Annotated in this window: 24 protein-coding genes and 1 riboswitch; of the genes, 18 read left to right on the top strand and 6 right to left on the bottom strand. The window is 34.7% G+C overall.

The window, feature by feature from the left end; translation table 11 throughout:
* Positions 1–3: 3 nt before the first annotated feature.
* The 3 genes from KDN24_RS11510 to KDN24_RS11520 form a co-directional block, all read right to left on the bottom strand.
* Complete coding sequence (locus tag KDN24_RS11510) at positions 4–1,902, bottom strand: heavy metal translocating P-type ATPase (RefSeq protein ID WP_409972586.1); 1,899 nt, start codon at positions 1,900–1,902, stop codon at positions 4–6.
* Positions 1,903–1,922: 20 nt separating this feature from the next.
* Positions 1,923–2,147, bottom strand: a complete 225-nt coding sequence (locus KDN24_RS11515; RefSeq protein WP_409972587.1) for a heavy-metal-associated domain-containing protein — start codon at positions 2,145–2,147, stop codon at positions 1,923–1,925.
* 164 nt (positions 2,148–2,311) lie between these two features.
* The gene (locus KDN24_RS11520) at positions 2,312–3,901 is read right to left on the bottom strand and encodes an aminotransferase class V-fold PLP-dependent enzyme (RefSeq protein ID WP_409972588.1); all 1,590 of its coding nucleotides are present in this window, start codon (positions 3,899–3,901) and stop codon (positions 2,312–2,314) included.
* Positions 3,902–4,146: 245 nt separating this feature from the next.
* Between KDN24_RS11520 and KDN24_RS11525 the strand changes: the two genes are divergently transcribed.
* The 8 genes from KDN24_RS11525 (at position 4,147) to KDN24_RS11560 (ending at position 8,198) form a co-directional block, all read left to right on the top strand.
* Positions 4,147–4,776, top strand: coding sequence for a hypothetical protein (locus tag KDN24_RS11525; RefSeq protein WP_409972589.1), 630 nt, complete (start codon positions 4,147–4,149; stop codon positions 4,774–4,776).
* Between the two features lie 71 nt (positions 4,777–4,847).
* A riboswitch (guanidine-I (ykkC/yxkD leader) is annotated at positions 4,848–4,947 on the top strand.
* Between the two features lie 70 nt (positions 4,948–5,017).
* Complete coding sequence (locus KDN24_RS11530) at positions 5,018–5,356, top strand: DMT family transporter (RefSeq protein ID WP_409972590.1); 339 nt, start codon at positions 5,018–5,020, stop codon at positions 5,354–5,356.
* Positions 5,356–5,670 carry a DMT family transporter gene (locus KDN24_RS11535; protein ID WP_409972591.1) on the top strand — a complete coding sequence of 105 codons (315 nt, stop codon included), beginning with the start codon at positions 5,356–5,358 and terminating at the stop codon, positions 5,668–5,670. Before KDN24_RS11530 ends, KDN24_RS11535 begins: the two co-directional genes overlap by 1 nt.
* 99 nt (positions 5,671–5,769) lie before the next feature.
* A complete protein-coding gene (locus KDN24_RS11540; RefSeq protein ID WP_409972592.1) occupies positions 5,770–6,207 on the top strand; it encodes a VOC family protein in 438 nt (145 codons plus the stop codon).
* A complete protein-coding gene (locus tag KDN24_RS11545; RefSeq protein WP_409972593.1) occupies positions 6,200–6,391 on the top strand; it encodes a hypothetical protein in 192 nt (63 codons plus the stop codon). Before KDN24_RS11540 ends, KDN24_RS11545 begins: the two co-directional genes overlap by 8 nt.
* Positions 6,354–6,851 carry an ankyrin repeat domain-containing protein gene (locus KDN24_RS11550; RefSeq protein ID WP_409972594.1) on the top strand — a complete coding sequence of 166 codons (498 nt, stop codon included), beginning with the start codon at positions 6,354–6,356 and terminating at the stop codon, positions 6,849–6,851. Before KDN24_RS11545 ends, KDN24_RS11550 begins: the two co-directional genes overlap by 38 nt.
* A 1-nt stretch (position 6,852) precedes the next feature.
* Positions 6,853–7,725, top strand: coding sequence for a M48 family metallopeptidase (locus KDN24_RS11555; RefSeq protein WP_409972595.1), 873 nt, complete (start codon positions 6,853–6,855; stop codon positions 7,723–7,725).
* Between the two features lie 134 nt (positions 7,726–7,859).
* A complete protein-coding gene (locus KDN24_RS11560; protein ID WP_409972596.1) occupies positions 7,860–8,198 on the top strand; it encodes a YmaF family protein in 339 nt (112 codons plus the stop codon).
* 97 nt (positions 8,199–8,295) lie between these two features.
* Here the strand turns inward: KDN24_RS11560 and KDN24_RS11565 are convergent, their stop codons facing one another.
* Positions 8,296–9,492, bottom strand: coding sequence for a DUF418 domain-containing protein (locus KDN24_RS11565; protein ID WP_409972597.1), 1,197 nt, complete (start codon positions 9,490–9,492; stop codon positions 8,296–8,298).
* A gap of 153 nt (positions 9,493–9,645) precedes the next feature.
* Between KDN24_RS11565 and KDN24_RS11570 the strand changes: the two genes are divergently transcribed.
* From KDN24_RS11570 to corA, 5 genes are all read left to right on the top strand, one after another.
* On the top strand, positions 9,646–10,365 hold the full coding sequence (locus KDN24_RS11570; protein WP_409972598.1) for a response regulator transcription factor: 720 nt from the start codon (positions 9,646–9,648) through the stop codon (positions 10,363–10,365).
* Positions 10,362–12,107, top strand: coding sequence for a HAMP domain-containing sensor histidine kinase (locus KDN24_RS11575; RefSeq protein ID WP_409972599.1), 1,746 nt, complete (start codon positions 10,362–10,364; stop codon positions 12,105–12,107). Before KDN24_RS11570 ends, KDN24_RS11575 begins: the two co-directional genes overlap by 4 nt.
* Positions 12,108–12,151: 44 nt before the next feature.
* Positions 12,152–12,706, top strand: a complete 555-nt coding sequence (locus KDN24_RS11580) for a GNAT family N-acetyltransferase (protein WP_409972600.1) — start codon at positions 12,152–12,154, stop codon at positions 12,704–12,706.
* 39 nt (positions 12,707–12,745) lie between these two features.
* The gene (locus tag KDN24_RS11585) at positions 12,746–13,171 is read left to right on the top strand and encodes an NUDIX hydrolase (RefSeq protein WP_409972601.1); all 426 of its coding nucleotides are present in this window, start codon (positions 12,746–12,748) and stop codon (positions 13,169–13,171) included.
* Between the two features lie 77 nt (positions 13,172–13,248).
* Positions 13,249–14,190 (top strand): magnesium/cobalt transporter CorA, encoded by a 942-nt coding sequence (corA, locus tag KDN24_RS11590; protein WP_491348423.1) that lies wholly within the window; start codon positions 13,249–13,251, stop codon positions 14,188–14,190.
* 83 nt (positions 14,191–14,273) lie between these two features.
* On the opposite strand, the gene KDN24_RS11595 is transcribed toward corA, so the two are convergent.
* On the bottom strand, positions 14,274–14,978 hold the full coding sequence (locus KDN24_RS11595; protein WP_409972603.1) for an NAD-dependent protein deacylase: 705 nt from the start codon (positions 14,976–14,978) through the stop codon (positions 14,274–14,276).
* A gap of 254 nt (positions 14,979–15,232) precedes the next feature.
* On the opposite strand from KDN24_RS11595, the gene pepF reads away from it, so the two are divergent.
* Positions 15,233–17,044, top strand: a complete 1,812-nt coding sequence (pepF, locus tag KDN24_RS11600) for an oligoendopeptidase F (RefSeq protein ID WP_409972604.1) — start codon at positions 15,233–15,235, stop codon at positions 17,042–17,044.
* Positions 17,045–17,235: 191 nt separating this feature from the next.
* Positions 17,236–19,116: a molecular chaperone HtpG gene (gene htpG / locus KDN24_RS11605; RefSeq protein WP_409972605.1), complete on the top strand. Its 1,881-nt coding sequence runs from the start codon at positions 17,236–17,238 to the stop codon at positions 19,114–19,116.
* A 109-nt stretch (positions 19,117–19,225) separates the two neighbouring features.
* On the opposite strand, the gene KDN24_RS11610 is transcribed toward htpG, so the two are convergent.
* Positions 19,226–19,813, bottom strand: coding sequence for a pyridoxamine 5'-phosphate oxidase family protein (locus tag KDN24_RS11610; protein ID WP_409972606.1), 588 nt, complete (start codon positions 19,811–19,813; stop codon positions 19,226–19,228).
* A gap of 175 nt (positions 19,814–19,988) precedes the next feature.
* Here KDN24_RS11610 and KDN24_RS11615 point away from each other — a divergent pair, with 175 nt between their 5' ends.
* From KDN24_RS11615 to KDN24_RS11625, 3 genes are read left to right on the top strand one after another with little or no spacing between them, the layout of a single operon-like run.
* Positions 19,989–20,504 carry a sigma-70 family RNA polymerase sigma factor gene (locus tag KDN24_RS11615; RefSeq protein ID WP_409972607.1) on the top strand — a complete coding sequence of 172 codons (516 nt, stop codon included), beginning with the start codon at positions 19,989–19,991 and terminating at the stop codon, positions 20,502–20,504.
* Entirely contained in the window at positions 20,488–21,507 is a 1,020-nt protein-coding gene (locus KDN24_RS11620) for an anti-sigma factor (protein WP_409972608.1), read from the top strand. Before KDN24_RS11615 ends, KDN24_RS11620 begins: the two co-directional genes overlap by 17 nt.
* A complete protein-coding gene (locus KDN24_RS11625; RefSeq protein ID WP_409972609.1) occupies positions 21,498–21,812 on the top strand; it encodes a hypothetical protein in 315 nt (104 codons plus the stop codon). The genes KDN24_RS11620 and KDN24_RS11625 overlap by 10 nt, the downstream gene beginning before the upstream one ends.
* Positions 21,813–21,840 lie beyond the last annotated feature (28 nt).

The following is a 21,840-nucleotide window of genomic DNA, read 5'->3' on the forward strand; positions in this document are numbered from 1 at the left end:
ACTTCATACACCCTTTTCCGATAGAATGTGAGGAATCACTTCGTTTCGCTCCATGCCCTTTTTATGATTATATCGCACAAGTCTTATGGCGTTAATAATAACAATCAGAACACTTAATTCATGAATGAGCATTCCAGCTGAAAGAAATACTTTCTTCATTAATACACCGATAAGGAGTAGGAATACAGTTCCGACAGCTATAAATGTATTCTGTTTCATATTTCTTACTGTTGCTTTAGCCAGCTTATGAGCGTGTGTTAGTTTATCAAGTTTGTCTGCCATTAATACGACATCAGCAGTTTCCATTGCAACATCTGTGCCAGCTCCACCCATTGCTACGCCTATGTCTGCGGCAGCGATTGCAGGTGCATCATTAATCCCATCACCAACCATTGCTACTCGATAACCTTCGTTTTGAACTAATTTTACTTTTTCTATTTTATCTTCAGGAAGCATTTCAGCAAATACATGGTCAATTCCTAATTGTTTTGCTACAAGGTTTGCAGTGTGACGATTATCTCCAGTAAGCATATACACCTTTTTAATCCCGTTTTTCTTTAGGTTCGTAATCATATTGCCAGCTTCAGGCCGGATTTTATCAGCGATCGAAATAATTCCAGCAATTTTATGATCATAAACGACTAAAATTGTGGTATTTCCTTCTTTTTCACTTTTTTCAACTGTATGTTGGACATGCTCATCGAGAAAGATATTCTTTTCAACCATGAGTTTACAGTTTCCAATTACAAATGGTTTTTCATTTAATAATCCTGTTATTCCAAGTCCTTTTATGATTTCAAATTTCCTTGGCTTAGAAATAAAAGCAAGATTTCGTTTTTTTGCTTCAAGAATAATCGCTTGACCGAGATGATGCTCTGAAATCATCTCTGCTTGAGCAACGAGCTGTAGTAATTCATTTTCTTCCATTGAATAAGCATGAATAGAAGTGATTTCTGGCCTTCCAATCGTCAATGTTCCTGTTTTATCAAACATAACAGCATTGACGCGAGCAAATTGTTCTATCATTTCTCCGCCCTTTATGAGCACACCATTTTTTGCGCCGTTTCCTATACCTGCAACGATTGAAACAGGTGCAGAAATGACAAGTGCACCAGGACAGGCAATTACAAGGAATGTGAGTGTGAGTTCGATATCTTTCGTCATGAAATAAACTAAACTTGAGAATATCACAATTCCGGGTGTATATAGATTGGCGAATTTTTCTACGAATTTCTGCGTTTTTGCTTTCGCTTCCTGGGCTTCTTCAACGAGCTCAATAATTTTTGCAAACGTTGTGTCATCGCCAACCTTTTCAGCTATTACCTCAATATAGCCAGTATCAATGATGGTTCCACTGTAAACGCGATCACCGATTTTTTTATGTGCTCGTATAGACTCTCCAGTAATCGCAGCTTCATTAATATAAGCACTTCCAGCTGTGATTTTTCCATCAATCGCTACTCTTTCTCCAGATTGAATAAGAATGTGGTCACCTCCGTTGAGTTCTTCAACAGGAACGATGAATGACTGCTCATTTCGTATGACCTTAGCTTCAACTGGAGCCATGTCCATTAAGGATTTTAGCGAGGATCTTGTTTTGGCTAATGTCCTAGCTTCTAGGTAAGCACCGAAAAGAAATAAAAACGTTACGACTGCAGATTCAACATACTCTCCAATAAACAATGCCCCAATGACTGCAATTGTAACGAGAAGCTCAATACTGAATGCCTTCATACGAGCGGATTGAAATGCTTTCATCATAATCGGAAATCCGGCAATGACAGTACTAGTAATAAGCATAGTCGTTTTTAAACTGGAAAAGTTCATGATATGAAAAATGACTGCTCCTACTAGTAAAATGGCCGTAATCCAAACAATAATGGAATTCCTTTTTTCTTTCATCTGAAATCACATCCTTTTATTCACCCGACTATTTTGCTTGCTAAAACAGGGTAGCCTAGTTTAAAGACTATTTGCTGTAAATGCATTTCAGTTATCATTGATTCGTCATAATCGATCTTCACTTTACTAGAGTGAAAAAGTACTCTAGCTTTTAATACACCAGACTGTCTGTTTAAAGTACTTTCAATTTTTTTTATACATGATGGACAAGTTAGCGGTTCAAGCTGAAAATTTGCTGTTTTCATTTTTCATTCCTCCTATGATGATCTGTTGTTTTATCTTTCTAGCTTAATTTTAAAGGGTGGAAACATGGTTTACCTTGATGCAGGTCAATTTCGAAAACAAAAATGATCTCAAAAAAAACACCACCCAAAAAATTGGACGGTGTGTTAATATATTGCGAAATAAACTAGTTCAAAACAGATACTTCACTTTGTCTTCGTTCATAGTTTTTATATTGTACATACCATTTGTAGAATTTGCCCCACGCCTTTTCGAAATCAGGTTGGATAATTGAGAGTTGAACCCAATTCCTTTCAGCTAAATAAGCACTATTATAGTGTAAATTAAAGCCTGATAATGCGGCATCTTCTGCGAGGTTAGGTAAGCCTCCTTTGCCAATTAAAGTCACAATCATTGGGTATCCGCTAGAAGTAAAAAATGACATGTCCTTATTTTTCTCGGCTGTAAGTAGAAGTTCAAATCGGTTTTGTAAGAGCGTATATCGTTCATTGTTAATATACGCTGTTAATGCGTTTTCCAAACTTTTTATTAATTGGGAAGCGTATGTAAAAGGAATATTTCCTTTAGCATATAAACCTAGATCAAGATAAGAAGGAAGATGATGATCTTCTTCAATTTCATTATTAGAAAAAACAATAGCAATTCCACTTTGGGATCCGATTGCTTTACCACTTACTGCGGTTGCTAAGTAAACATTTGATAAAGAAAAAGGGAGGGCCCCAAAAGAACTCACACAATCTAAACATAATTTTACATTATAAGTAAGACAAAGCTTTTGAATGGATTGCAAGTCGTTTAGCATACCTGTTGAAGTTTCACCATGTGCCATTAAGAGCCAATCATATTCATTTGTTGCCAGTTTTTTTGATATTTGCTTTTCATCCATTTGCTCGCCCCAGGTGAACTGCAGCCAGTCATACCGGAGTCCCCATCTCTTGGCTTGCCCTTGTAAACGCTCACCGAATGCCCCGTTTGTTATTATTAAGCCTTTACTTTGAAGGCGACTTAATTGGGCGATCATCGCTTCGTTTGCGAGTGTTCCACTTCCAAATAATAGATGAACATATTTCGTCTTGCTCATAACCAACAATCTCTTCTTCACATTATCCATTGAAAGAGAAAAATCATATGAACGGTGTGAGATTGGATCTTGCGCTAAAATTTCCTTCAATTTATTCGTTGGATTGACAGGTCCAGGGAGAAATGAATAGTTTTTATGTTTTAATCTAGCTGCAATTGAATTTTCGAATTTTTCTCTTGTTAGCACCATTGGAATAAATTGAGCATCACTTGTTCCGACTGGATGAGCAAATTCTGCAAACCCCATTTGCCGATATAATTTTTCTTCGCGAACTGTTCCAGAAATGACAGCTGCACGATATCCTTTTTGATAAGCATAATCGGAAAGGGCACCTGCAAGCATGAAGAATACCCGACCATTTCGATGCTCCTTTTTAACAGCTAACAGTCGGATTTCGCATAATTTCCCACTTTTCGCTTCATCAGGTAACCTATTTTCAACTGGACCGATTTTCCTATCTAATGAAAAAGGGCGTTGATCGCGAATAGCAATCATGCCAATAAGTTCATCATTTTTTAAGACAATAATATATAAATTTTCTGCATGAAAAGGATCTATCCTTACACCTTGTTCATTCGTCTCATGTTGAGGGATTTCCTCAACAAAAGTTTGATAATTTAATTTAGCAATTTCAGTAAACTCTTTTTCAGAACGTGCAATTTTACACCAATACATGTTGATTAACCTCTCTTTAATATCCTGATTAAGAAAATCTATAACTATTTTCGCACAATTTAAGATTTAAAGAAATAGCTTTCTCCTAAATATGGAAAATGAAACGCTCCTATTTAGATAGAAAGTTTTGTCAGTTTTGTAGAAAATACAAATGAATTTTAAATATTTAGTTTTGAGAATATGTTAAAATATTGAAAATATGTTATATTTAATGAATTGAATCTCTGCTAAAGGAGTTTTTTTCTGTGGATCAATTGATGCTCTATTTCATCATAATTTCTGGATTTATTGCTGGATGTTTATCGATTTTTGATGGATTTAGAATACAAATATATAGAGGGATTACTACTGAATCTAGAGTTGCGCTACTATTTACGCTAATCATTTTTTTTATCCAGACTTTTCTTCAAAGCTATGATCTTTTTGAAGAACATTTTTTATCCATTTTCATTATTACTCTTCTGTTGTGTATGATAATCCTTATGATTAGACTCTATATAAATGGAAGAATCATTGTGATTTACAGAACATCGAAAAGCACGGTTGTTGAGAGAGTAAGAAGGGAATTAAAGTTTTTTAATATTCCTTTTACGGAAGAGCAACGAGATCATTCAGACGATCATTATTTTCATTTAGATGAAAATATGCTAATTCAAATAAGCTCAAACGGAAAAGAAAAGGAATTGGATAAATATCGTTTAAGTTTTAAGAAATGGTGGAGACAAAAACATTATCGCGAAATGAAGGAAAATATGATTGAACAATATCGCAAGGAAAGGGATGGAGAGATCTTTTGGAAGGAGATCTTCTTAAATATTGGTCTTGGACTTATCATCTTTGCTTTTATTATTTCTATGAATATATATTTTCAATAATAGTTTTTGTTTTTAGTCATTTATTTCCCTTGATTTTAAATTCGTAGTATGTATAATAAAATGAATCATATAAAAATGTTTTCTAGGGTTCCGCAGCAAATCGGCTGGTCTGGTCCGAGAGAAAACTCACAGTATTATGCTGTGCCACGGAAGGATAAAAGCCTGGGAGATAACTGTTAATCAGCTATCTCTCAGGCTTTTTTGTTTTGGGTATAATAAATATGATGAGGAGTGGGTTTACATGAATTGGTTGAAAGTATTTATTGCAGCATTTTTTGAAGTGTTCTGGGTAATTGGGCTTAAGCATGCATATGATTTTTGGACATGGACAGGAACGATCATTGCCATCATCATTAGCTTTTACTTAATGATAATGGCAGGGAAAAAGCTTCCTGTTGGAACGGTATATGCAGTATTTGTTGGGATGGGCACAGTTGGCACTGTACTTTCTGAAATTATTTTCTTCAGTGAGCCGATTAAAATTTCGAAAATGCTCCTTGTATTTTTATTATTATGTGGGGTAATAGGTTTGAAACTAGTAACGAACGAAAAGGAAACGAACAGAGAGGAGAATGCGTAATGAGTTGGATATATTTAGTTTTAGCAGGGATTTTTGAAATGATTGGTGTGACCATGATCAATAGTCTGCATAAAAATCGTAATTGGCAATCTCTGTTCATGCTATTAGGAGGGTTTGGTGCAAGCTTTCTATTTCTTGCACTGGCAATGGAAAAGTTGCCAATGGGCACAGCCTATGCTGTTTGGACAGGAATTGGTGCTTCTGGTGGTGCCATTTTAGGGATGATTTTATATGGGGAGGCAAAGGATTGGAAAAGAATATTATTTATCATGATGATATTATGTTCGGCAATAGGACTTAAGCTTATTTCCTAACGGTCTGGGAAAGTTGCTAAACTTCCCCTCACTTGGTAAAATTGAGGAAAATGTGATAGGAGGAAAAGGGATGATCTAATTTTCCCTTGACACCATTATATGAAAATACAAAGGGTAGAAATTGTTACTTCGAACTTTGAAAAGACGATACAGTTTTATCATGAAACTTTAGGGTTTTCATTATTAAATAAAAATGATGTGTTGGCAGAATTGGAAATTGGCAAAAGTATTCTTGTTTTTAGGAATGAAATAGAAGCTAATGGACATTTTTATCATTTTGCTTTTAATATTTATGTGAATATGTTTCAGAAGGCAAAGCAATGGCTTAGTCAAAGAGTGTGTTTGTTGAGGGAAGATGAGCAGGATGAAATTGATTTTGGTGGAAGAACGCAGGCAAATTCTTGTTATTTCGAAGATCCGTCAGGTAATATTGTCGAATTCATTTCAAGAAGACAAACGTCTCCTTATGCGGATGATTCCGAATTTACAATAAAACATATTATTGAAATAAGTGCATTATTTGAATTTTATGGGTAATTATGAGGATGGGTCATTTATATTATTAGGACCACCAGGTAGAAGATGGTTGTTTTCAACAAAAGAAGCTGTAGTGTCACCCGTCACCATTTATACGAATCAAGGAATTATTAGTAATCAAGACAAAAAAGGGGGACGGAAGTCTGATGATAAACACTCTGTTTCAAGCAGTACAAACGAATGATATGGAAGTATTAAAGAATTTGCTAAGTAAAGACGCTGATTTAGCAAATAACGAAAATGAAGAGGGGCTAACTCCTCTAGGTTACGCGGCTCATTTCGGTCACAAAGGGGCTGTCCAATTATTATTAGATTATGGTGCTAATGTGAATGCGATTTCTCACTCTAAAATAAATTATATTCCATCTAATACTGCTTTGCACGCAGCTATTGCAGGGGAACGCAATCTCGATGTTATTTCTCTTTTATTAGCGCATCAAGCAAAGACAGATATATTTGATAGCAATGGGCAAACATGTTTGCATACTGCAGCATATCATTCTCATAATCAGGAAATCATTAAGCTTTTAATTGATTATGGTGCACAACTAAATGCTAAAACGAAAGATGGAAAAACTGCCTTTGAAATTGCGATGGAGCAAGATCATTATCAAATTGCGCAGATATTAAAGGATGGGAAATAGAGTGAACGATAGAGGTACTGTGAAAATCATTAATACTGTTCCATATTTCACGGATAACTATGAATCTTCTATTCTCTTTTTACGAAGCTACTACCGGAAATACCCGGCAATTTTCACCGAATATTTTGCTTATCATTGCAAGGATTCAGAAGAGCGGCATCTTCAATCAATTGCTAAGTATCCACTGTTTTTCGGGACGATAGAAGAAGTTCACCGTAAAATAGTTCCGATCATTCAAGAAATAAGCGAACAATATAACCAAATCTATCAAATTAATTTTCCAATTGAAGTCAATTTAATAGTTGGTGGGTTTGGCTCTAATGCGTATACATACAGACAAATAATTCCGAATATTACATTTTCATTAGAAAAATTACTCCCTGAGCTTGACTCTTTAAGAACAATTGTTGCCCATGAATTTGGTCATGCTGCTCATAATATTATTTCAAATAATGCTCAAATTGACTGGGGAACAATTCAATGGGAGAACCCACTTATTTGGCTTTATCGAGAAGGAGCGGCCGTCCATTTTTCTCGCAAAATAGTTCCGAACTTAAAGCCTTCTATTTATTTTTCATTTGACAATGAGGGAGAAGAGTGGCTCGAGTTTTGTACTAAAAATATAGAAACGATAAAAAACGCTTTTTTTCATGATTATAACGTTTCAACCCCAGACATTATATTTAAAGAATGGTTTTCAATTAATGGTGGAACAACATTTGGTCATAGCCGTTTAGCCTATTTTATTGGTGATTTATTATTCCAAGATCAAGTTCAACTGTTCGGGGAAGATAAAGCAATCACCGCTTGGAATGATGAAAAGTTCATTGACCATGTTCAAGAATGGTTATGTGAAGGTAAAAATTTAAAATGAGTTGCATCATTATTTCTAATTGCCATTATATATAAAGCTTATCATTCACTTTATTTGAACGGGCATATAGACTTGCTCAATGAGAATACTCTGAATAAAGGGGGTTTTCAGTCAACGAAAGGGAGATGAGTTTGATGAAAAGAGTAGGGCACGATGATTTTGTTTCAGGCTTTGTCCCGAATCATAATCATGGGTCAATTGATTATACTTCTATTAATGATGGGCATGTTCATCAATGCCTTGATGTGACTTCACCTGCCATTTTAAGAGATGATGGAAGTCATATCCATTATACGGAAGGCTATGTACTTTTTGAAAATGGACATATTCATCATTATCGAGCCTATTCAGGACCAGCTATTCCTGTTGGAAATGGTATGCATGCACATTATTATGACTTCTATACAACAGAAAATGATGGGCACAGACACCATATTAAAGGAGTCGATAAACCAGCTCCTGGTTCAAAATAAAATTAGAAGTTGATTGACTATTTATATTTCGTTTTTTCGAATATCAGTGAGAAAAAGAAAGGAAGAACCATTCACTAGTTGCTCTTCCTTACTCTTTTTATATATTCATATAGGTTTCTTCAGTCTTTTTTTTCTTTTTCTCGCGTTCATTTAATCTTAAATACGTACAAACTCTCATTATTTTTTCGAATGGTCCGATTTTGAAAGATTTTAAATAATAGTAGCTTATTATCAGCTGACAGCTATAAATGACGAATGATAATAGGATTCCGCTTATAACACCCATTTTTCCGAAGTAACCAAAACCATAGCCATAAAAAATAGTTGTACAGATAATCGTTTGCATTAAATAATTTGTTAATGAAAGCTTGCCAACACTTTCAAACGCTTTAATGATAAAAGATTTATTCGTAAATGAATAAAGATAGGTAAACAAACAGATATACCCTAAAGATAGAATATTTGCACCAAGCGCTCCAATAATTCCTACCCAGCTTATGGACGGAAGCCAATAAATCGCACTTTTCATCATTAATCCAAGCACGGTAAGAATAGTTCCTGTAATTATATACCTTTTTCGTCGACCATTTATTTCTTGAAACTCTGCGCTTTTTGCAGCATACATTCCGAGTAAAAACAATGGTGCGGTGATGACTGGCATTAAAAAAAATAAAATCAAGTAAACATATTCAGGCATTTCTAATGGATCTACATTATTGCGATGATATTTAATTTCTCCATAAGTTCCATTCCCATAAACAGCTATCGTGTCATTTACATATTCAGCAAATCTATTTTTTTCCTCCACTTCAACTGGCTGATTCATTCCAAAACCCATTAAAGATGTCAACAATAAGAGAGTGATCCCCCAAATGAAAATGGTTTTTTTCTTGCGATTAACAAATAATAAGAGGAAAAAACCAGTTAGTCCATAGGATAGTAAAATATCCCCTTCCCATAACAACACCCCATGTAAAGCCCCAAATATGATTAAGACGATAAATCTGCGAGCGAGATGTCGTTTCGGCTTTAGTCCTTTTCTTACTAGGCTTTCATTCATCTTAATAAGTGAATAGCCAAAAAGAAAAGTAAAGATAGGCATAAAACTCCCTTCAATCGCAATTTTCATAAAAAGATGAGCGGCATTATCGGCTGTAGAAATTGAGAATAAATGCAGTTCGTCCTTTCCCATTATCCCATATTGAAAAATAAGCATATTAGCCATTAAAATTCCCAATAGACTAAATCCTCTAATCGCATCAATCACATGAACCCGCTGTTTTTTTATTTCCATTAGATTTCTCCTTTATAAAAGTTACTTCTCATCCATAATAAAAAATATAGATTTCAGTAAGTTTAACTTTTGCTTACCAATGGATAAATTTTTTAGCAATTTCGTAATATTTTGGTAAGGTTATTGTGCTAGCATATAAATGAGGTGTACGATATGGAAAATAAAAAAATACTCATTGTTGATGACGAAAAATCAATTGTTAAATTACTCGAAACAGTGTTAATGAAAGAAGGCTTCAAGGATTTGTTGAAAGCATATACAGCTGAGGAGGCTCTACAGTGCATTTCCGAAAATCATGTCGATATTATTCTCCTTGATGTCATGCTCCCTGATCAAAGCGGATTTGACCTTTGTCCGAAAATTAGAGAGAAAACAGATGCCTATATTTTGTTTTTAACAGCAAAAGTTTCTGATTTAGATGTGTTGACTGGTTTTGCAATAGGTGGCGATGATTACATCACAAAGCCTTTTAATCCCTTAGAAATAGCAGCAAGAATAAAAGCGCGACTCAGAAGAGGTGAAAAAACAAACGGTTCTATAATCATAAAGCAGGAGCAGCAGCTAAAGTATGATTTTGGCCGATTTATCCTCGATGAAGAAGCAGGAGAGTTGCTTGTCAATGGAACTCATATCCCTTGTCCTGCACAAGTCTTTTTACTCCTCCAATATTTCTGTAAACATCCGAATATCGTTTTCTCAAAAACTCAGCTTCTTGAGGCAGTATGGGGATTTGATAGTTATGTTGACGATAATACTGTTACCGTACACATTAGAAGAATAAGAGAGCGAATTGAAGTAGATCCAAGCAGACCGCAATATTTACAAACGGTAAGAGGACTTGGATATAAGCTAGTTAAGGAGAAAACAAATTGAAATCGTTAAAACGTAGATTAGCCATTCACTTTTCAATGCAATTCATCCTTCTATCAGTACTTATAGGGATTTTATTAATTGTCCTGCTATTCATTTTAGTCCAATTTTTAATGAATGAAGAAAGGAAGCGAAATTTTCCTCTAGGAACACTTGATGCCATCTATACAGCTACGAATATTGAAGGCGGGGAAGCGAAATTACATGAGGATGTAAAAAAGCAGCTTGATGACGATAATTTCTGGCTCCAAATTCTAAATAAGAAAGGAGATGTCATAACCTCTCATAACGCACCAAGTCAGCTGCCAAATCATTATAATCTCAACGAATTAATATTGATAGAAGAGACGCGGCAATTTCGAGGATTTTATATTTACTCACAAATGGATAGCATTTATAATGATGAGCCGTACCTTTTTTTATTAGGTTTTGAAAATAACTATTTAGATAATTTAGAAGAATGGTTTTCTTCATATGGTGAAGAAGGAGCAATTGCTGAAAACAAGCTGGAACAACTTCAAAAGGAGTTAATCGCTATTCAAGGTTCAATTCAAGTTCTAGATAAAAATGGCAGGGTTGAGCAAACGATTGGATCAAAAGTTGAACAAGATCATTATGACCCTTTGGAAATATTAATGAGAAGACAAGCACCGGGTAATTATGAGAATGAAAGTGTGATTTATCATGATTCTCATTCAGGGAAGACATGGATTATGCACATCCCAAGAGCAGGAGAAAATCTTGTCGTATCTGGTTCAATTCTTACAGATATTATCAAAATATTTGTCATTATCGGGCTCACTTTTTTAGTAGTTACGATTAGCATGTCTGTTTGGCATGGCTTTCGTTATGGTAAGCCTTTGCTCCTTTTTACTGGTTGGCTTGAAAGAATGGGCTATGGCAAATATGATGAAGTATTAACCGAAAAGGAACGAAAGAAAATTTTTCGAAAAAACGGGAATGTTCGATTAAGATATCGTTTATATAAGGAAGTTATTAATGCTTTTTATGATATGGCAGAAAAGCTAGCCTCAGCAGAGAAGGAAAGAAAACAATTAGAAAAAACGAGGGAAGAGTGGATGACAGGCATTTCTCATGACCTGCGGACCCCACTTTCAACTATAGAAGGATATGGGCATTTACTAGAGTCTGGTCAATATGCTTGGACAGAAGATGAACTGAAAGACATGGGAAAAATGATTCGCGAAAAAGGGGACTATATGACAGATCTACTTGAAGACTTTAACTTAGCCTTTCAATTAAAAAATAATTCCCTTCCACATTCATTCATCAAAATGGATGTAAATGAGCTTACCCGTAGAATTGTTTTAAAATTTGTAAATGATAAAACGCTTCAAGAAATAGCCTTTTCCTTTTTAGGATTAGATGGAGAAATTAATATTATGGTGGATCCGCGTTGGTTTGAACGAATGATTGATAATTTAATATTTAATGCGATTAAACATAATCCAAGAGGAACAGAAATAACCATTTCGTTAAAAACAAAAGGGACATTTACCTCAATCATTATTAAAGATAATGGGAAAGGCATGGATGATCAAACAATTGAACGTTTATTTGATCGTTATTATCGCGGAACAAATACCGAAAAAAGCTCTGAAGGAGTAGGGTTAGGGATGAGTATTGCGAAAGCAATCGCGGAGCTTCATCATGGAAAAATTTCTGTTGAATCGAAACTAAATAGCGGAACGACCATTGAGCTTTCGTTTCCTATTATAGAATAGTATGAATCGAGTATGTTGCTCAATCCATGAGAAAGGTGAACGTTATGAGTAAGGTAGAAAAAAGGTTTTTCGTTACAAAAAGCAATAACCATTTCACTATTCGAACTGCTTTACCGAATGATGCAGACCGCATTATTTCTTTTACGCGGAATATTATGGCTGAAGCTCCTTTTCTTTTGACAACTGAAGCTGAATTTAAAGTGACAAGTGAACAGCAGAAGCAATTCTTGCAAGATGTATTTGATAGCCGTGGTAAATTAGCATTAGCAGCAGAAATGGAAGATGAAATAATTGGATTTTTAGATTTCCATAATGGTCATAAGCAGCGAATTCAACATCAAGGTTCCTTTGGGATGAGTGTGAATCAACATTATCGTAACAAAGGAGTTGGAAAAGCATTACTAACTGTTCTATTAGACTGGGCAAAAGAAAATCCTTTGATAGAGAAAGTTTGTTTAGAAGTATTTGCAGACAATCAACATGCTATTGAACTATATAAAAAATTTGGGTTTGTTGAAGAAGGACGAAAAAGAAAGGCGATTAAGATAGATGAACAAACTTATCATGATGTACTCATCATGGCTAATTTTGTAAAATGAATAATTGATTTTTGTGAAGAAATTGAGAAAGGTGCCAAAATGAATAATCAAAATAAGTTAATTGTTGGGGTTAAAGCAGTTATTTTACACAATGGAAAGGTTTTATTAATAAAGCGGGCACATAAAGCTCACATCGATGGGGGCACATGGGAACCTGTTGGAGGGAAGCTAGAGTTTGGAGAGGATATTGAGTCTGCTCTACGGAGGGAAATTAGAGAAGAGGTCGGATTACATGTGAAAATAGAGCGCATTTTGTATGCGACTACATTTAAAACAGATCCGTCAAGGCAAGTGGTCATTCTTACATACTTGTGTGAAAGTGATAAAAATGATGTCCTTTTATCGAATGAGCATGAAGATTTTCAATGGTCCACTAAGGCTCAATTAAAACAATTACTTCCACAAAAAATAATAGATGACTTCGAGGAAAATGGTGTATTTTCATTAACTGAGATACTAGAATAACAGTTGCAAGTTTGTTTAGAATCGAATGTTGCACTCGTCTAAAGGAAAGACTTTTATTAGAAGGGGGTTGCAATGAAATGATTCGAACTTTTGCAGTGACGACAGATTTACAGCTTTTAGAAAACATCCCTTTGAATCGTTTATTTGATTCAAATATTAAATGGTTTTGGATGGATTATGACACTCCAAGTGAAGAAGAGATATTAATTTTGAAAACACATTTTCACTTTCATCCACTTGCAATTGAGGATTGCTTGCATTTATTGCAGCGGCCTAAACTTGATTATTATGATGGATATGATTTTTTTGTTCTTCATACGTTGAATCAAAGTACTCTCTTACCTGAAGAAGTTGATATTTTTGTTGGGGAAAATTTCATCGTTACTTTCCATCAATCCTCTTTAACAGAAATTGTGATGGTTAGACAGCGACTGTTAGAGGATAAAGAGATTCTAAAAAGAGGAGCTTTATATATTTTTTATCTCTTAATGGATAAAATTATTGATGAATATTTTCCCGCTGTCTATAAAATTGAAGATGAGTTAAGCAATATTGAAACAAAAGAAAGAAATAAATATATTATTGAAGATGTATTTGAAATAAGAGGGTATTTATTAAAATTACGTAAAACGATTTTTCCAATGAGAGAATTATTGTACCGTATTTTAAATTCGGAACGAGTTATCGTACCGAAAGAGGAACGAATGTATTTCATGGATATATACGACCATTTGTTAAAGCTATCTGACATGATTGAGTCGAACCGAGAAATGACAAATGATATAAGAGACAGCTATCTTTCATTAAACTCACACCGGTTAAATAACATTATGAAAACTTTAACTGTGATGTCATCGATCTTCATTCCATTAACATTTATTGCGAGTATATACGGCATGAATTTCGAATACATGCCAGAATTGAATACTCATTGGGGCTATTTCGGTGTATTAGGGACAATGTTCGTAATTGGGTCTAGTCTCCTTTTCTTTTTATGGAAAATGGGCTGGTTTAAATAAAAGGGGATGAAGTATCGGAAAGTTATGTGAACGAAGGAATGATAGTGACAAGCCTGCTCGTTATTGGAACAGGCTTGTCATTTTTATTCATCTAATTCATGTAGCAAGCTGCCAATTTTAATATTATTGATTGCTAGATCAGCGTACATATCAAAATCAGTCTTTTCCATGTTTACAATCACTAATTTTGCGCCCGTTTTCTTTGCGATTAATGGAAATTGGTTTGCAGGTGTTACGGTCAACGATGAACCTAATACAATAAAAAGCTCAGCTTTTTCAGCTTCTTCTAAAGCAAATTGAAATGCTTTTTCAGGCAAGGATTCACCAAATAAGACGACAGATGGGCGTAAAATGCCTCCACACTGACAATAATATTCCTTTTTTACATATTCTTGACTATCATATTCCTGCTTACATGTTTGGCAATGCAGCGTTTGTAATGTTCCATGAAGCTCTGCAATTCGTTTGCTTCCTGCAAGCTGGTGAAAGCCATCCACGTTTTGAGTAATGATTGAATGAATAATACCTTCTTTTTCCCACCTTGCTAAAATATGATGTCCTTTATGGGGCTTATACTCCTTTACACCAACCACTCTTTCTCGATAAAAGTGGATAAACTCATTGACATTTTCATTTAATGCTTCCGTACTTGCAAGCCTGCTTGGATCATTCTTTGTCCATAACCCTTTAGAAGAAGAGCGAAAATCAGGCAAACCGCTTTCTGTTGACATGCCGGCACCAGTGAATACAACAGTGTACTTAGATTCCTTTAACCAATCCTTTAACATTCGAATTCCTCCTTGACTGTATGGCTAAATATTGGTGAATAATATTTAACTTTTTTCTAACATGAAGAAGAGCTTTCTTTAATAGCAAAAACAAATTGATTCCTGAAAAGCGTCGTCTGCAACCGGTGAAACAGGAAAAGGTAAGCCAAACCGATTCCCAACAAACATTTGCATGAGCTTAATTTTTACATTTTTCTAATAATATTATATACTATTAATTAGTTCGAAAACCGTAATAATAAGGAGTGTATGGCATGGTTAAAAGTTTACCCCCACGTTCTCAAGTTACGATTGATGAAACATGGAATTTGAAAGATCTATTTGCGTCAGAATCTGATTATCTAGCTGCTATTGAACAAGTTGAAGCAGAAGTAGAAACTTTTGTAGAACGGTTTGAAGGTAAGATTGATAATGCTAAAACAGTTATAGAGGCGTTGCAGGGTTATGCGGCGATTTATGAAAAAATTGTTCCGATTGGTACGTATGTAAGTTTATCATCAAGCGAAGATCAGACAAATAATGATGCACAAATGCGTGCAAGTAAATTTGGTTCGATTTCTGCAAAGATTGGCAGTAAGTTGTCATTTGTTAATAGTGAATTATCGAATCTTTCTTCTGAAACATTGAAAGAGGCAATGGAACAATCGGTAGATTTTCATAAGTACATAGAAGTGATCATTCGCGAAAAACCGTATAAGCTTCATCCAGAAGTCGAAAAAACATTGGCTGCATTTTCATCTATTTTCGATGCCCCGTACGATTTATATAATATAACAAAATTAGTTGATATGAAGTTTGCTGATTTTGAAGTAGACGGGGAAAAATATCCTCTCAGTTATGTTACATTTGAGGGGGATTGGGAGTCGGAGTCAAATACTGCAAAACGTAGGGCGGCATATGAAGCTTTTTATACGAAACTAAAAGATTATCAGCATACGACTGCTAAAACATATGATACGAATTTACAAATTGAGAAAACAACATCTGATCTACGTGGATATAAATCTGTTTTTGATTATTTGCTGTTTGGTCAAGAGGTAGACCGCTCGATGTATGATCGGCAAATTGATTTAATTATGAAAGAGCTTGCACCTCATATGCGTAAATACGCAAAGCTGCTTCAAAAGGTACATGGTTTAGAAAAAATGACATTTGCTGATTTGAAAGTTCCGCTGGATCCAGCTTACGAACCGAAAATCACAGTTGAAGAGTCAAAAAAGTATATTGTTGATGCACTTTCTATTATGGGTGATGATTATCTACAGATGATCGAGCGCTCCTACAAGGAACGTTGGATCGATTTTGCCCAAAATATCGGGAAATCAACGGGGGCATTCTGTTCTAGTCCTTACGGGGTTCATCCATATATTCTAATTTCTTGGACTGGAAGCATGGAAGATGTTTTTGTGCTTGCACATGAATTAGGTCATGCAGGTCATTTCTATAATGCGCATCAGAAACAAAGCATCTTTAATTCCCGTCCATCACTTTATTTCATTGAAGCCCCATCTACAATGAATGAAATGTTGATGGCAAACCATCTGCTCGCTAATTCAGACAATCCTAAATTCAAGCGATGGGTTATTTCTTCTATTGTTGCACGAACATACTACCATAATTTTGTTACACATTTATTGGAAGCGGCTTACCAACGTAAAGTATATGAAATCGTTGATAATGGCGGTAGTGTGAATGCGAGTGTATTAAATGGCTTGAAACGTGAAGTATTAGAAGAATTCTGGGGAGATACAGTAGAAATTACAGAAGGTGCAGAATTAACATGGATGCGCCAGCCACATTATTACATGGGCTTGTATCCATACACATATAGTGCAGGTTTAACGATTTCTACTCAAGTAGCAAAACGGATTTTAGATGAAGGCAAACCGGCGGTAGATGATTGGTTGACCGTATTACAAGCTGGAGGTACGAAATCCCCTGCAGAACTGGCAAATATGGCAGGCGTCGATATTACGACTGATCAGCCACTGCGGGAAACGATCGCTTATATAGGTGATTTAATTGAACAACTAGTTGTTCTAACGGATGAAATTGAAAAACAATAAATAGGAAGCCCTATATACCGAGTATTATTCGGTTATAGGGTTTTTTCATAGAGAAGTGTATATGTATCTTTTATTGACAAGAAAAAGTGAATATGATATTAAAATATTAGCACTCTAGTGACTAGAGTGCTAAAATAATGATGAGGATTATTCCATCACTGTTTTTATTGATTTTGAAAGGAGTCAATTTCATGGAAAAAAAGCAATTTCAAGCAGAATCGAAACGATTATTAGAAATGATGATTAATTCGATTTACTCTCAGAAAGAGGTTTTTTTAAGAGAGTTAATTTCGAATGCAAGTGATGCCATTGATAAAATTTATTATAAGGCGTTGACGGATGAGAATTTAAGCTTTAATAAAGATAGTTACTACATAAAAGTTGTGACAGAAAAAGAGAACCGCCTATTGAAAATAATCGACACAGGCATCGGAATGACTAAGGATGAGATGGAAGCGAATCTCGGAGTCATCGCTCAAAGTGGTTCATTGGCATTTAAAAAAGAAAATGAATTAAAGGATGGGCATGATATTATAGGCCAATTCGGTGTCGGATTTTATGCTGCTTTTATGGTAGCTGATGTCGTAACGGTTATTAGTAGAGCATTGGGAAGTGATGTAGCATATAAATGGGAATCTAAAGGTGCAGATGGCTATACAATTGAGCCAACAGAGAAAGATACTGTTGGAACAGAAATCATTCTAAAAATTAAAGAAGGCACTGAGGAAGAACATTTTGATGAATATTTAGAAGACTATCGTCTTAAAACGATTATAAAAAAATACTCTGACTTTATCCGTTATCCAATTAAAATGGATGTAACAGAGCAAAAGCCAAAAGACGATACTGAAAATGAATATGTTGAATTTACTGAGGAACAAACGATCAATAGTATGGTTCCGATTTGGCGGAAAAATAAAAATGAATTAACTACTGAGGATTATGAGAATTTTTACAATGAAAAGCACTATGGTTTTGATAAGCCACTTAAACATATTCATATTAGTGTAGATGGTTCTATTCGCTATAATGCCATTTTATATATTCCAGAGAAAATTCCATTCGATTATTACTCAAAGGAATTTGAAAAAGGGTTAGAGCTATATTCAAATGGCGTTCTTATTATGAATAAATGTGGAGACCTATTGCCAGATTACTTTAGTTTTGTTAAAGGAATGGTTGATTCTGAAGATTTATCATTAAACATTTCTCGTGAAATTTTACAGCATGATCGTCAATTGAAATTAATTGCTAAAAATATCAATAAGAAAATTAAAAGTGAATTGTTAAGTTTATTAAAAAATGAACGTGAAAAGTATGAGGAATTTTATAAATCCTTTAGCAGACAGTTAAAGTTTGGTGTGTACAATGATTTTGGCATGCATAAGGAAGAATTACAGGATTTATTAATGTTCTACTCTTCTAAAGAGAAAAAAATGGTTACTTTTGATGAGTATATTTCCAGAATGCCAGAAGAGCAAAAGTATATTTATTATGCTTCTGGTGAGTCATACGACAGAATCGATAAGCTTCCACAAACAGAATTAGTGTCTGATAAAGGCTATGAAATTCTTTACTTTAATGAAGATATCGATGAATTTGCGATTAAGATGATAATGAATTATAAAGAGAAAGAATTTAAATCTGTCTCAAGCAGTGATTTAGGAATTGAAGCGGATGAAAATGATACAACCTCAGAAAAAGAAGCAAATGAACATCAAGAATTATTTGCACACATGAAAGATGTTTTAATTGGAAAAGTGAAAGATGTGAGAGTGTCAAAACGTCTGAAATCTCACCCAGTATGTTTATCAACAGACGGGGAAGTAACAATTGAAATGGAAAAAGTCCTCAGCGCAATGCCTGATAATCAAAATGTTAAGGCAGACAAGGTGTTGGAGATTAACATCCATCATGATGTATTCCAATCCCTAAAGGGTGCTTTTGATCATGATAAAGACAAATTAAGCTTATATACGAACTTGCTTTACAATCAAGCATTACTAATAGAAGGTCTGCCAATTCAAGACCCATTAGAATTTACGAATGATATTTGTAAAGTAATGGTTTGAGTTCATAAAGTGAAACTCAATCAGTGGGGGTCTTACAGTCCATTAATGTGGGATAAATAAAGGAGCTGTCTCATAAGTTGATCTTTCGACTTATGAAACGCTCCTTATTTTATTTCTGTAGAGAAGCTGTTTTCGTTTTAAAGAAGTCACCATGTTTCTTTTCATTAGATGCTTTTTCAATCGTAGTTAGTTTCGGAATCATACGAGAGCAATGAATATATGCCTCATGAACATGAATTTTAACCCAACAACTTGGTTTTTCAATATGATTTGATTGAACGATGTCGGACAAATCTGCTGGAAGGCTATTAATAAACTGCTCGTTTTCAACAATAGCTGCAGCACCATTAACATGCAAACCAATTTGATTTTGAAAAAAATCAATAAAGAGAATTCCGATATGTGGATTTTCCGAGATATTTCCTAAGCTAGCCATCACTCCATTGCCACTATACTCAGGATAGAAAAGTGTGGTCTCATCTAGTACGATAACAAATCCTTTTTTTCCTGCCCTAAATGAATTATCACAGTTGCCTTTTTTGTCTGCTGTTGAAATGAACATCATTTCTTGCTCAGCGATAAATGCTTTCATTTGTTCATTAATATGATCGATCATTTGATTTTCATAAAATGAGTTTGCTTTTCTAACTGTGCCGTACTTATCTTGTAGTATTTTTTCTCCATCAGAACCAAACATATTTTTCTCCTCCTGATAATGCCATGAAAGTTCGTCTAAACCAAAAATACCACATAGTGTAAAAGAAGGTGATAGTATTAGCGATAAGTTCGAAAAGAATACAAAAAAGAAAAGATATAAACTTTGCAACTTTTTGCTTTGTTAAAACGTGGATAGATTGGAAGGGGGAAAATGATTGGATTTAGATGAGGTATACCAATTATATGTGAATGATTTATACCGATATTTATTTTCCCTTTCAAAGGATCACTATACAGCTGAGGATCTTGTTCAAGAGGCTTTTTATCGTGCGTATATTCAATTGGAGGAATATGAAATCAGTAATATTAAAGCGTGGCTTTTTAAGGTCGCTTATCATGCTTTCATTGATTTTACTAGAAAGAATAAACGAATAACGTTGAGTGATGATATTCAGGAAAAAGATCAAGACCTTCGATTTAATGAAAAAACACCTGAGAATCAATTGCTTGAAAAAGAAAGCTTCTTTACACTGATGAATGATATTCACTCCTTAAAGGAAATGGAGAGGCATGCACTTATATTAAGTGATTTGCACCAGCTGACACTAAAGGAAGTAGCTGAGATTCTCGAACTTAACTTAAATACACTGAAGAGCCATTTAAGTAGAGGGCGGAGAAAAGTGATTGAAAGGGTAAAGGAAAGGAGGAAACAAGATGAAGAAAGAAAATAATGGGATGCAAACGGATGAAGAAATCTATAAGTCTTTTATACAAGAATCCATTCAAGACTATGAAGAAAAGTCAGTGATTTCTGAAGAAGAACAAAAACAAATTGTAAAAAAAGGCAGGAATTTTGCTATCAAAACAAACATAATGGTAAGTCTAGCTGTCCTTTTACTTATCGTTCCGGTGATGACATTAAGTTCATATTTATATTATGCCATTGGCGGAAAAGCAAATAATTTGATTGATGTTGCAACAAAAACAATTTATGTTACTGAGCCGAACATTAGCCTAGAAGAAATGGAACTGGAAGAGGATATTAATTTCTTTTCAATGAACATTCATTTTGATGTGTATAAAAGAATTGGGAGAGAAGATTATAAGGCGGGAAACTATCAAATATATTTTGCTTTCGATAAGCCGGGATTCCCGAAAAGAAATATGCTGACAGACCGACCGCTTTCCAAAATAGCTAGTATGGAGACTGACTTTTTAATCCATCCTAAGGCTGCTAAAGGATTTCAAAATGATTGGAGTGTTTTAGAAGGGTTACCTGATGGCACTGTAGGTGAGGTTTATCTTTCATTCAGAAGTATCATTCCTCCGGAAAAATTAGAAAAATTATTGGGGAATCAAGTTGAGGTTCGTTGGGTTGCTGTTGATACTGGGCTTGAATTAAAAGGCGTTGATAAAGTTGGCTATCCAATTGCCCCGATTGGCTACCCAATGCAAATTGATCAAACAACCTGGTCACCTTTTAATGGAAGAGAACAAACGAATCAGGAAGTATTTATGGATATCTTAGAATTTCTTGCAAAAAATGAAGAACCAGCTACGAAAATTGCTCGAGCAAAATCTCTTGCATTAGCAGAACGCATTCCTTATATAAAGGAAAACGGAATAAATATATATGGTGCAGTTGTTACAGGACCGACAACAGAATTAAGAAAGCTACAAGAAAATAAGGAAATCCGCGGAATGAAAATAGGGGAAGTGAAACTATGGAATTGAAAATGACGAATAAGAATAAAACTAAACAGAAAAGAGTGCCAACAATTACTGGTTTTTTATCCTTCCTTATTACTTTAATTGCTTTAGCAGGACTGAATGTATCGTTACTGTTAGAATCTGATGAGTTCCCTGACTTTTTTCTCATAAAGCTGCCATTGATAGGTTTAATCCTTGGATTATTTGGTATAGTTACACAGAAACGATCACGATTATATGCTTTTTGGGGCATCGTATTATCTCTTTTTATCCTTGTATTCACTTTTATGATGTTTGGCCTTTCATGGACAATTAATCCTAAGCCATAAGAAAATTATGAACAAAAAAAGCAGGAGG

This window comes from Cytobacillus sp. Bva_UNVM-123 (assembly GCF_046351715.2).
Lineage (GTDB): Bacteria > Bacillota > Bacilli > Bacillales > Cytobacillaceae > Cytobacillus.

What these genes read in the sequence shown, in the direction of transcription:
- KDN24_RS11510 (WP_409972586.1), bottom strand. Translation starts at nt 1,902, where the DNA reads ATGAAAGAAAAAAGGAATTCCATTATTGTTTGGATTACGGCCATTTTA.
- KDN24_RS11515 (WP_409972587.1), bottom strand. Translation starts at nt 2,147, where the DNA reads ATGAAAACAGCAAATTTTCAGCTTGAACCGCTAACTTGTCCATCATGT.
- KDN24_RS11520 (WP_409972588.1), bottom strand. Translation starts at nt 3,901, where the DNA reads ATGTATTGGTGTAAAATTGCACGTTCTGAAAAAGAGTTTACTGAAATT.
- KDN24_RS11530 (WP_409972590.1), top strand. Translation starts at nt 5,018, where the DNA reads ATGAATTGGTTGAAAGTATTTATTGCAGCATTTTTTGAAGTGTTCTGG.
- KDN24_RS11535 (WP_409972591.1), top strand. Translation starts at nt 5,356, where the DNA reads ATGAGTTGGATATATTTAGTTTTAGCAGGGATTTTTGAAATGATTGGT.
- KDN24_RS11540 (WP_409972592.1), top strand. Translation starts at nt 5,770, where the DNA reads ATGAAAATACAAAGGGTAGAAATTGTTACTTCGAACTTTGAAAAGACG.
- KDN24_RS11545 (WP_409972593.1), top strand. Translation starts at nt 6,200, where the DNA reads ATGGGTAATTATGAGGATGGGTCATTTATATTATTAGGACCACCAGGT.
- KDN24_RS11550 (WP_409972594.1), top strand. Translation starts at nt 6,354, where the DNA reads ATGATAAACACTCTGTTTCAAGCAGTACAAACGAATGATATGGAAGTA.
- KDN24_RS11560 (WP_409972596.1), top strand. Translation starts at nt 7,860, where the DNA reads ATGAAAAGAGTAGGGCACGATGATTTTGTTTCAGGCTTTGTCCCGAAT.
- KDN24_RS11565 (WP_409972597.1), bottom strand. Translation starts at nt 9,492, where the DNA reads ATGGAAATAAAAAAACAGCGGGTTCATGTGATTGATGCGATTAGAGGA.
- KDN24_RS11570 (WP_409972598.1), top strand. Translation starts at nt 9,646, where the DNA reads ATGGAAAATAAAAAAATACTCATTGTTGATGACGAAAAATCAATTGTT.
- KDN24_RS11580 (WP_409972600.1), top strand. Translation starts at nt 12,152, where the DNA reads ATGAGTAAGGTAGAAAAAAGGTTTTTCGTTACAAAAAGCAATAACCAT.
- KDN24_RS11585 (WP_409972601.1), top strand. Translation starts at nt 12,746, where the DNA reads ATGAATAATCAAAATAAGTTAATTGTTGGGGTTAAAGCAGTTATTTTA.
- corA (WP_491348423.1), top strand. Translation starts at nt 13,249, where the DNA reads ATGATTCGAACTTTTGCAGTGACGACAGATTTACAGCTTTTAGAAAAC.
- KDN24_RS11595 (WP_409972603.1), bottom strand. Translation starts at nt 14,978, where the DNA reads ATGTTAAAGGATTGGTTAAAGGAATCTAAGTACACTGTTGTATTCACT.
- pepF (WP_409972604.1), top strand. Translation starts at nt 15,233, where the DNA reads ATGGTTAAAAGTTTACCCCCACGTTCTCAAGTTACGATTGATGAAACA.
- htpG (WP_409972605.1), top strand. Translation starts at nt 17,236, where the DNA reads ATGGAAAAAAAGCAATTTCAAGCAGAATCGAAACGATTATTAGAAATG.
- KDN24_RS11610 (WP_409972606.1), bottom strand. Translation starts at nt 19,813, where the DNA reads ATGTTTGGTTCTGATGGAGAAAAAATACTACAAGATAAGTACGGCACA.
- KDN24_RS11620 (WP_409972608.1), top strand. Translation starts at nt 20,488, where the DNA reads ATGAAGAAAGAAAATAATGGGATGCAAACGGATGAAGAAATCTATAAG.
- KDN24_RS11625 (WP_409972609.1), top strand. Translation starts at nt 21,498, where the DNA reads ATGGAATTGAAAATGACGAATAAGAATAAAACTAAACAGAAAAGAGTG.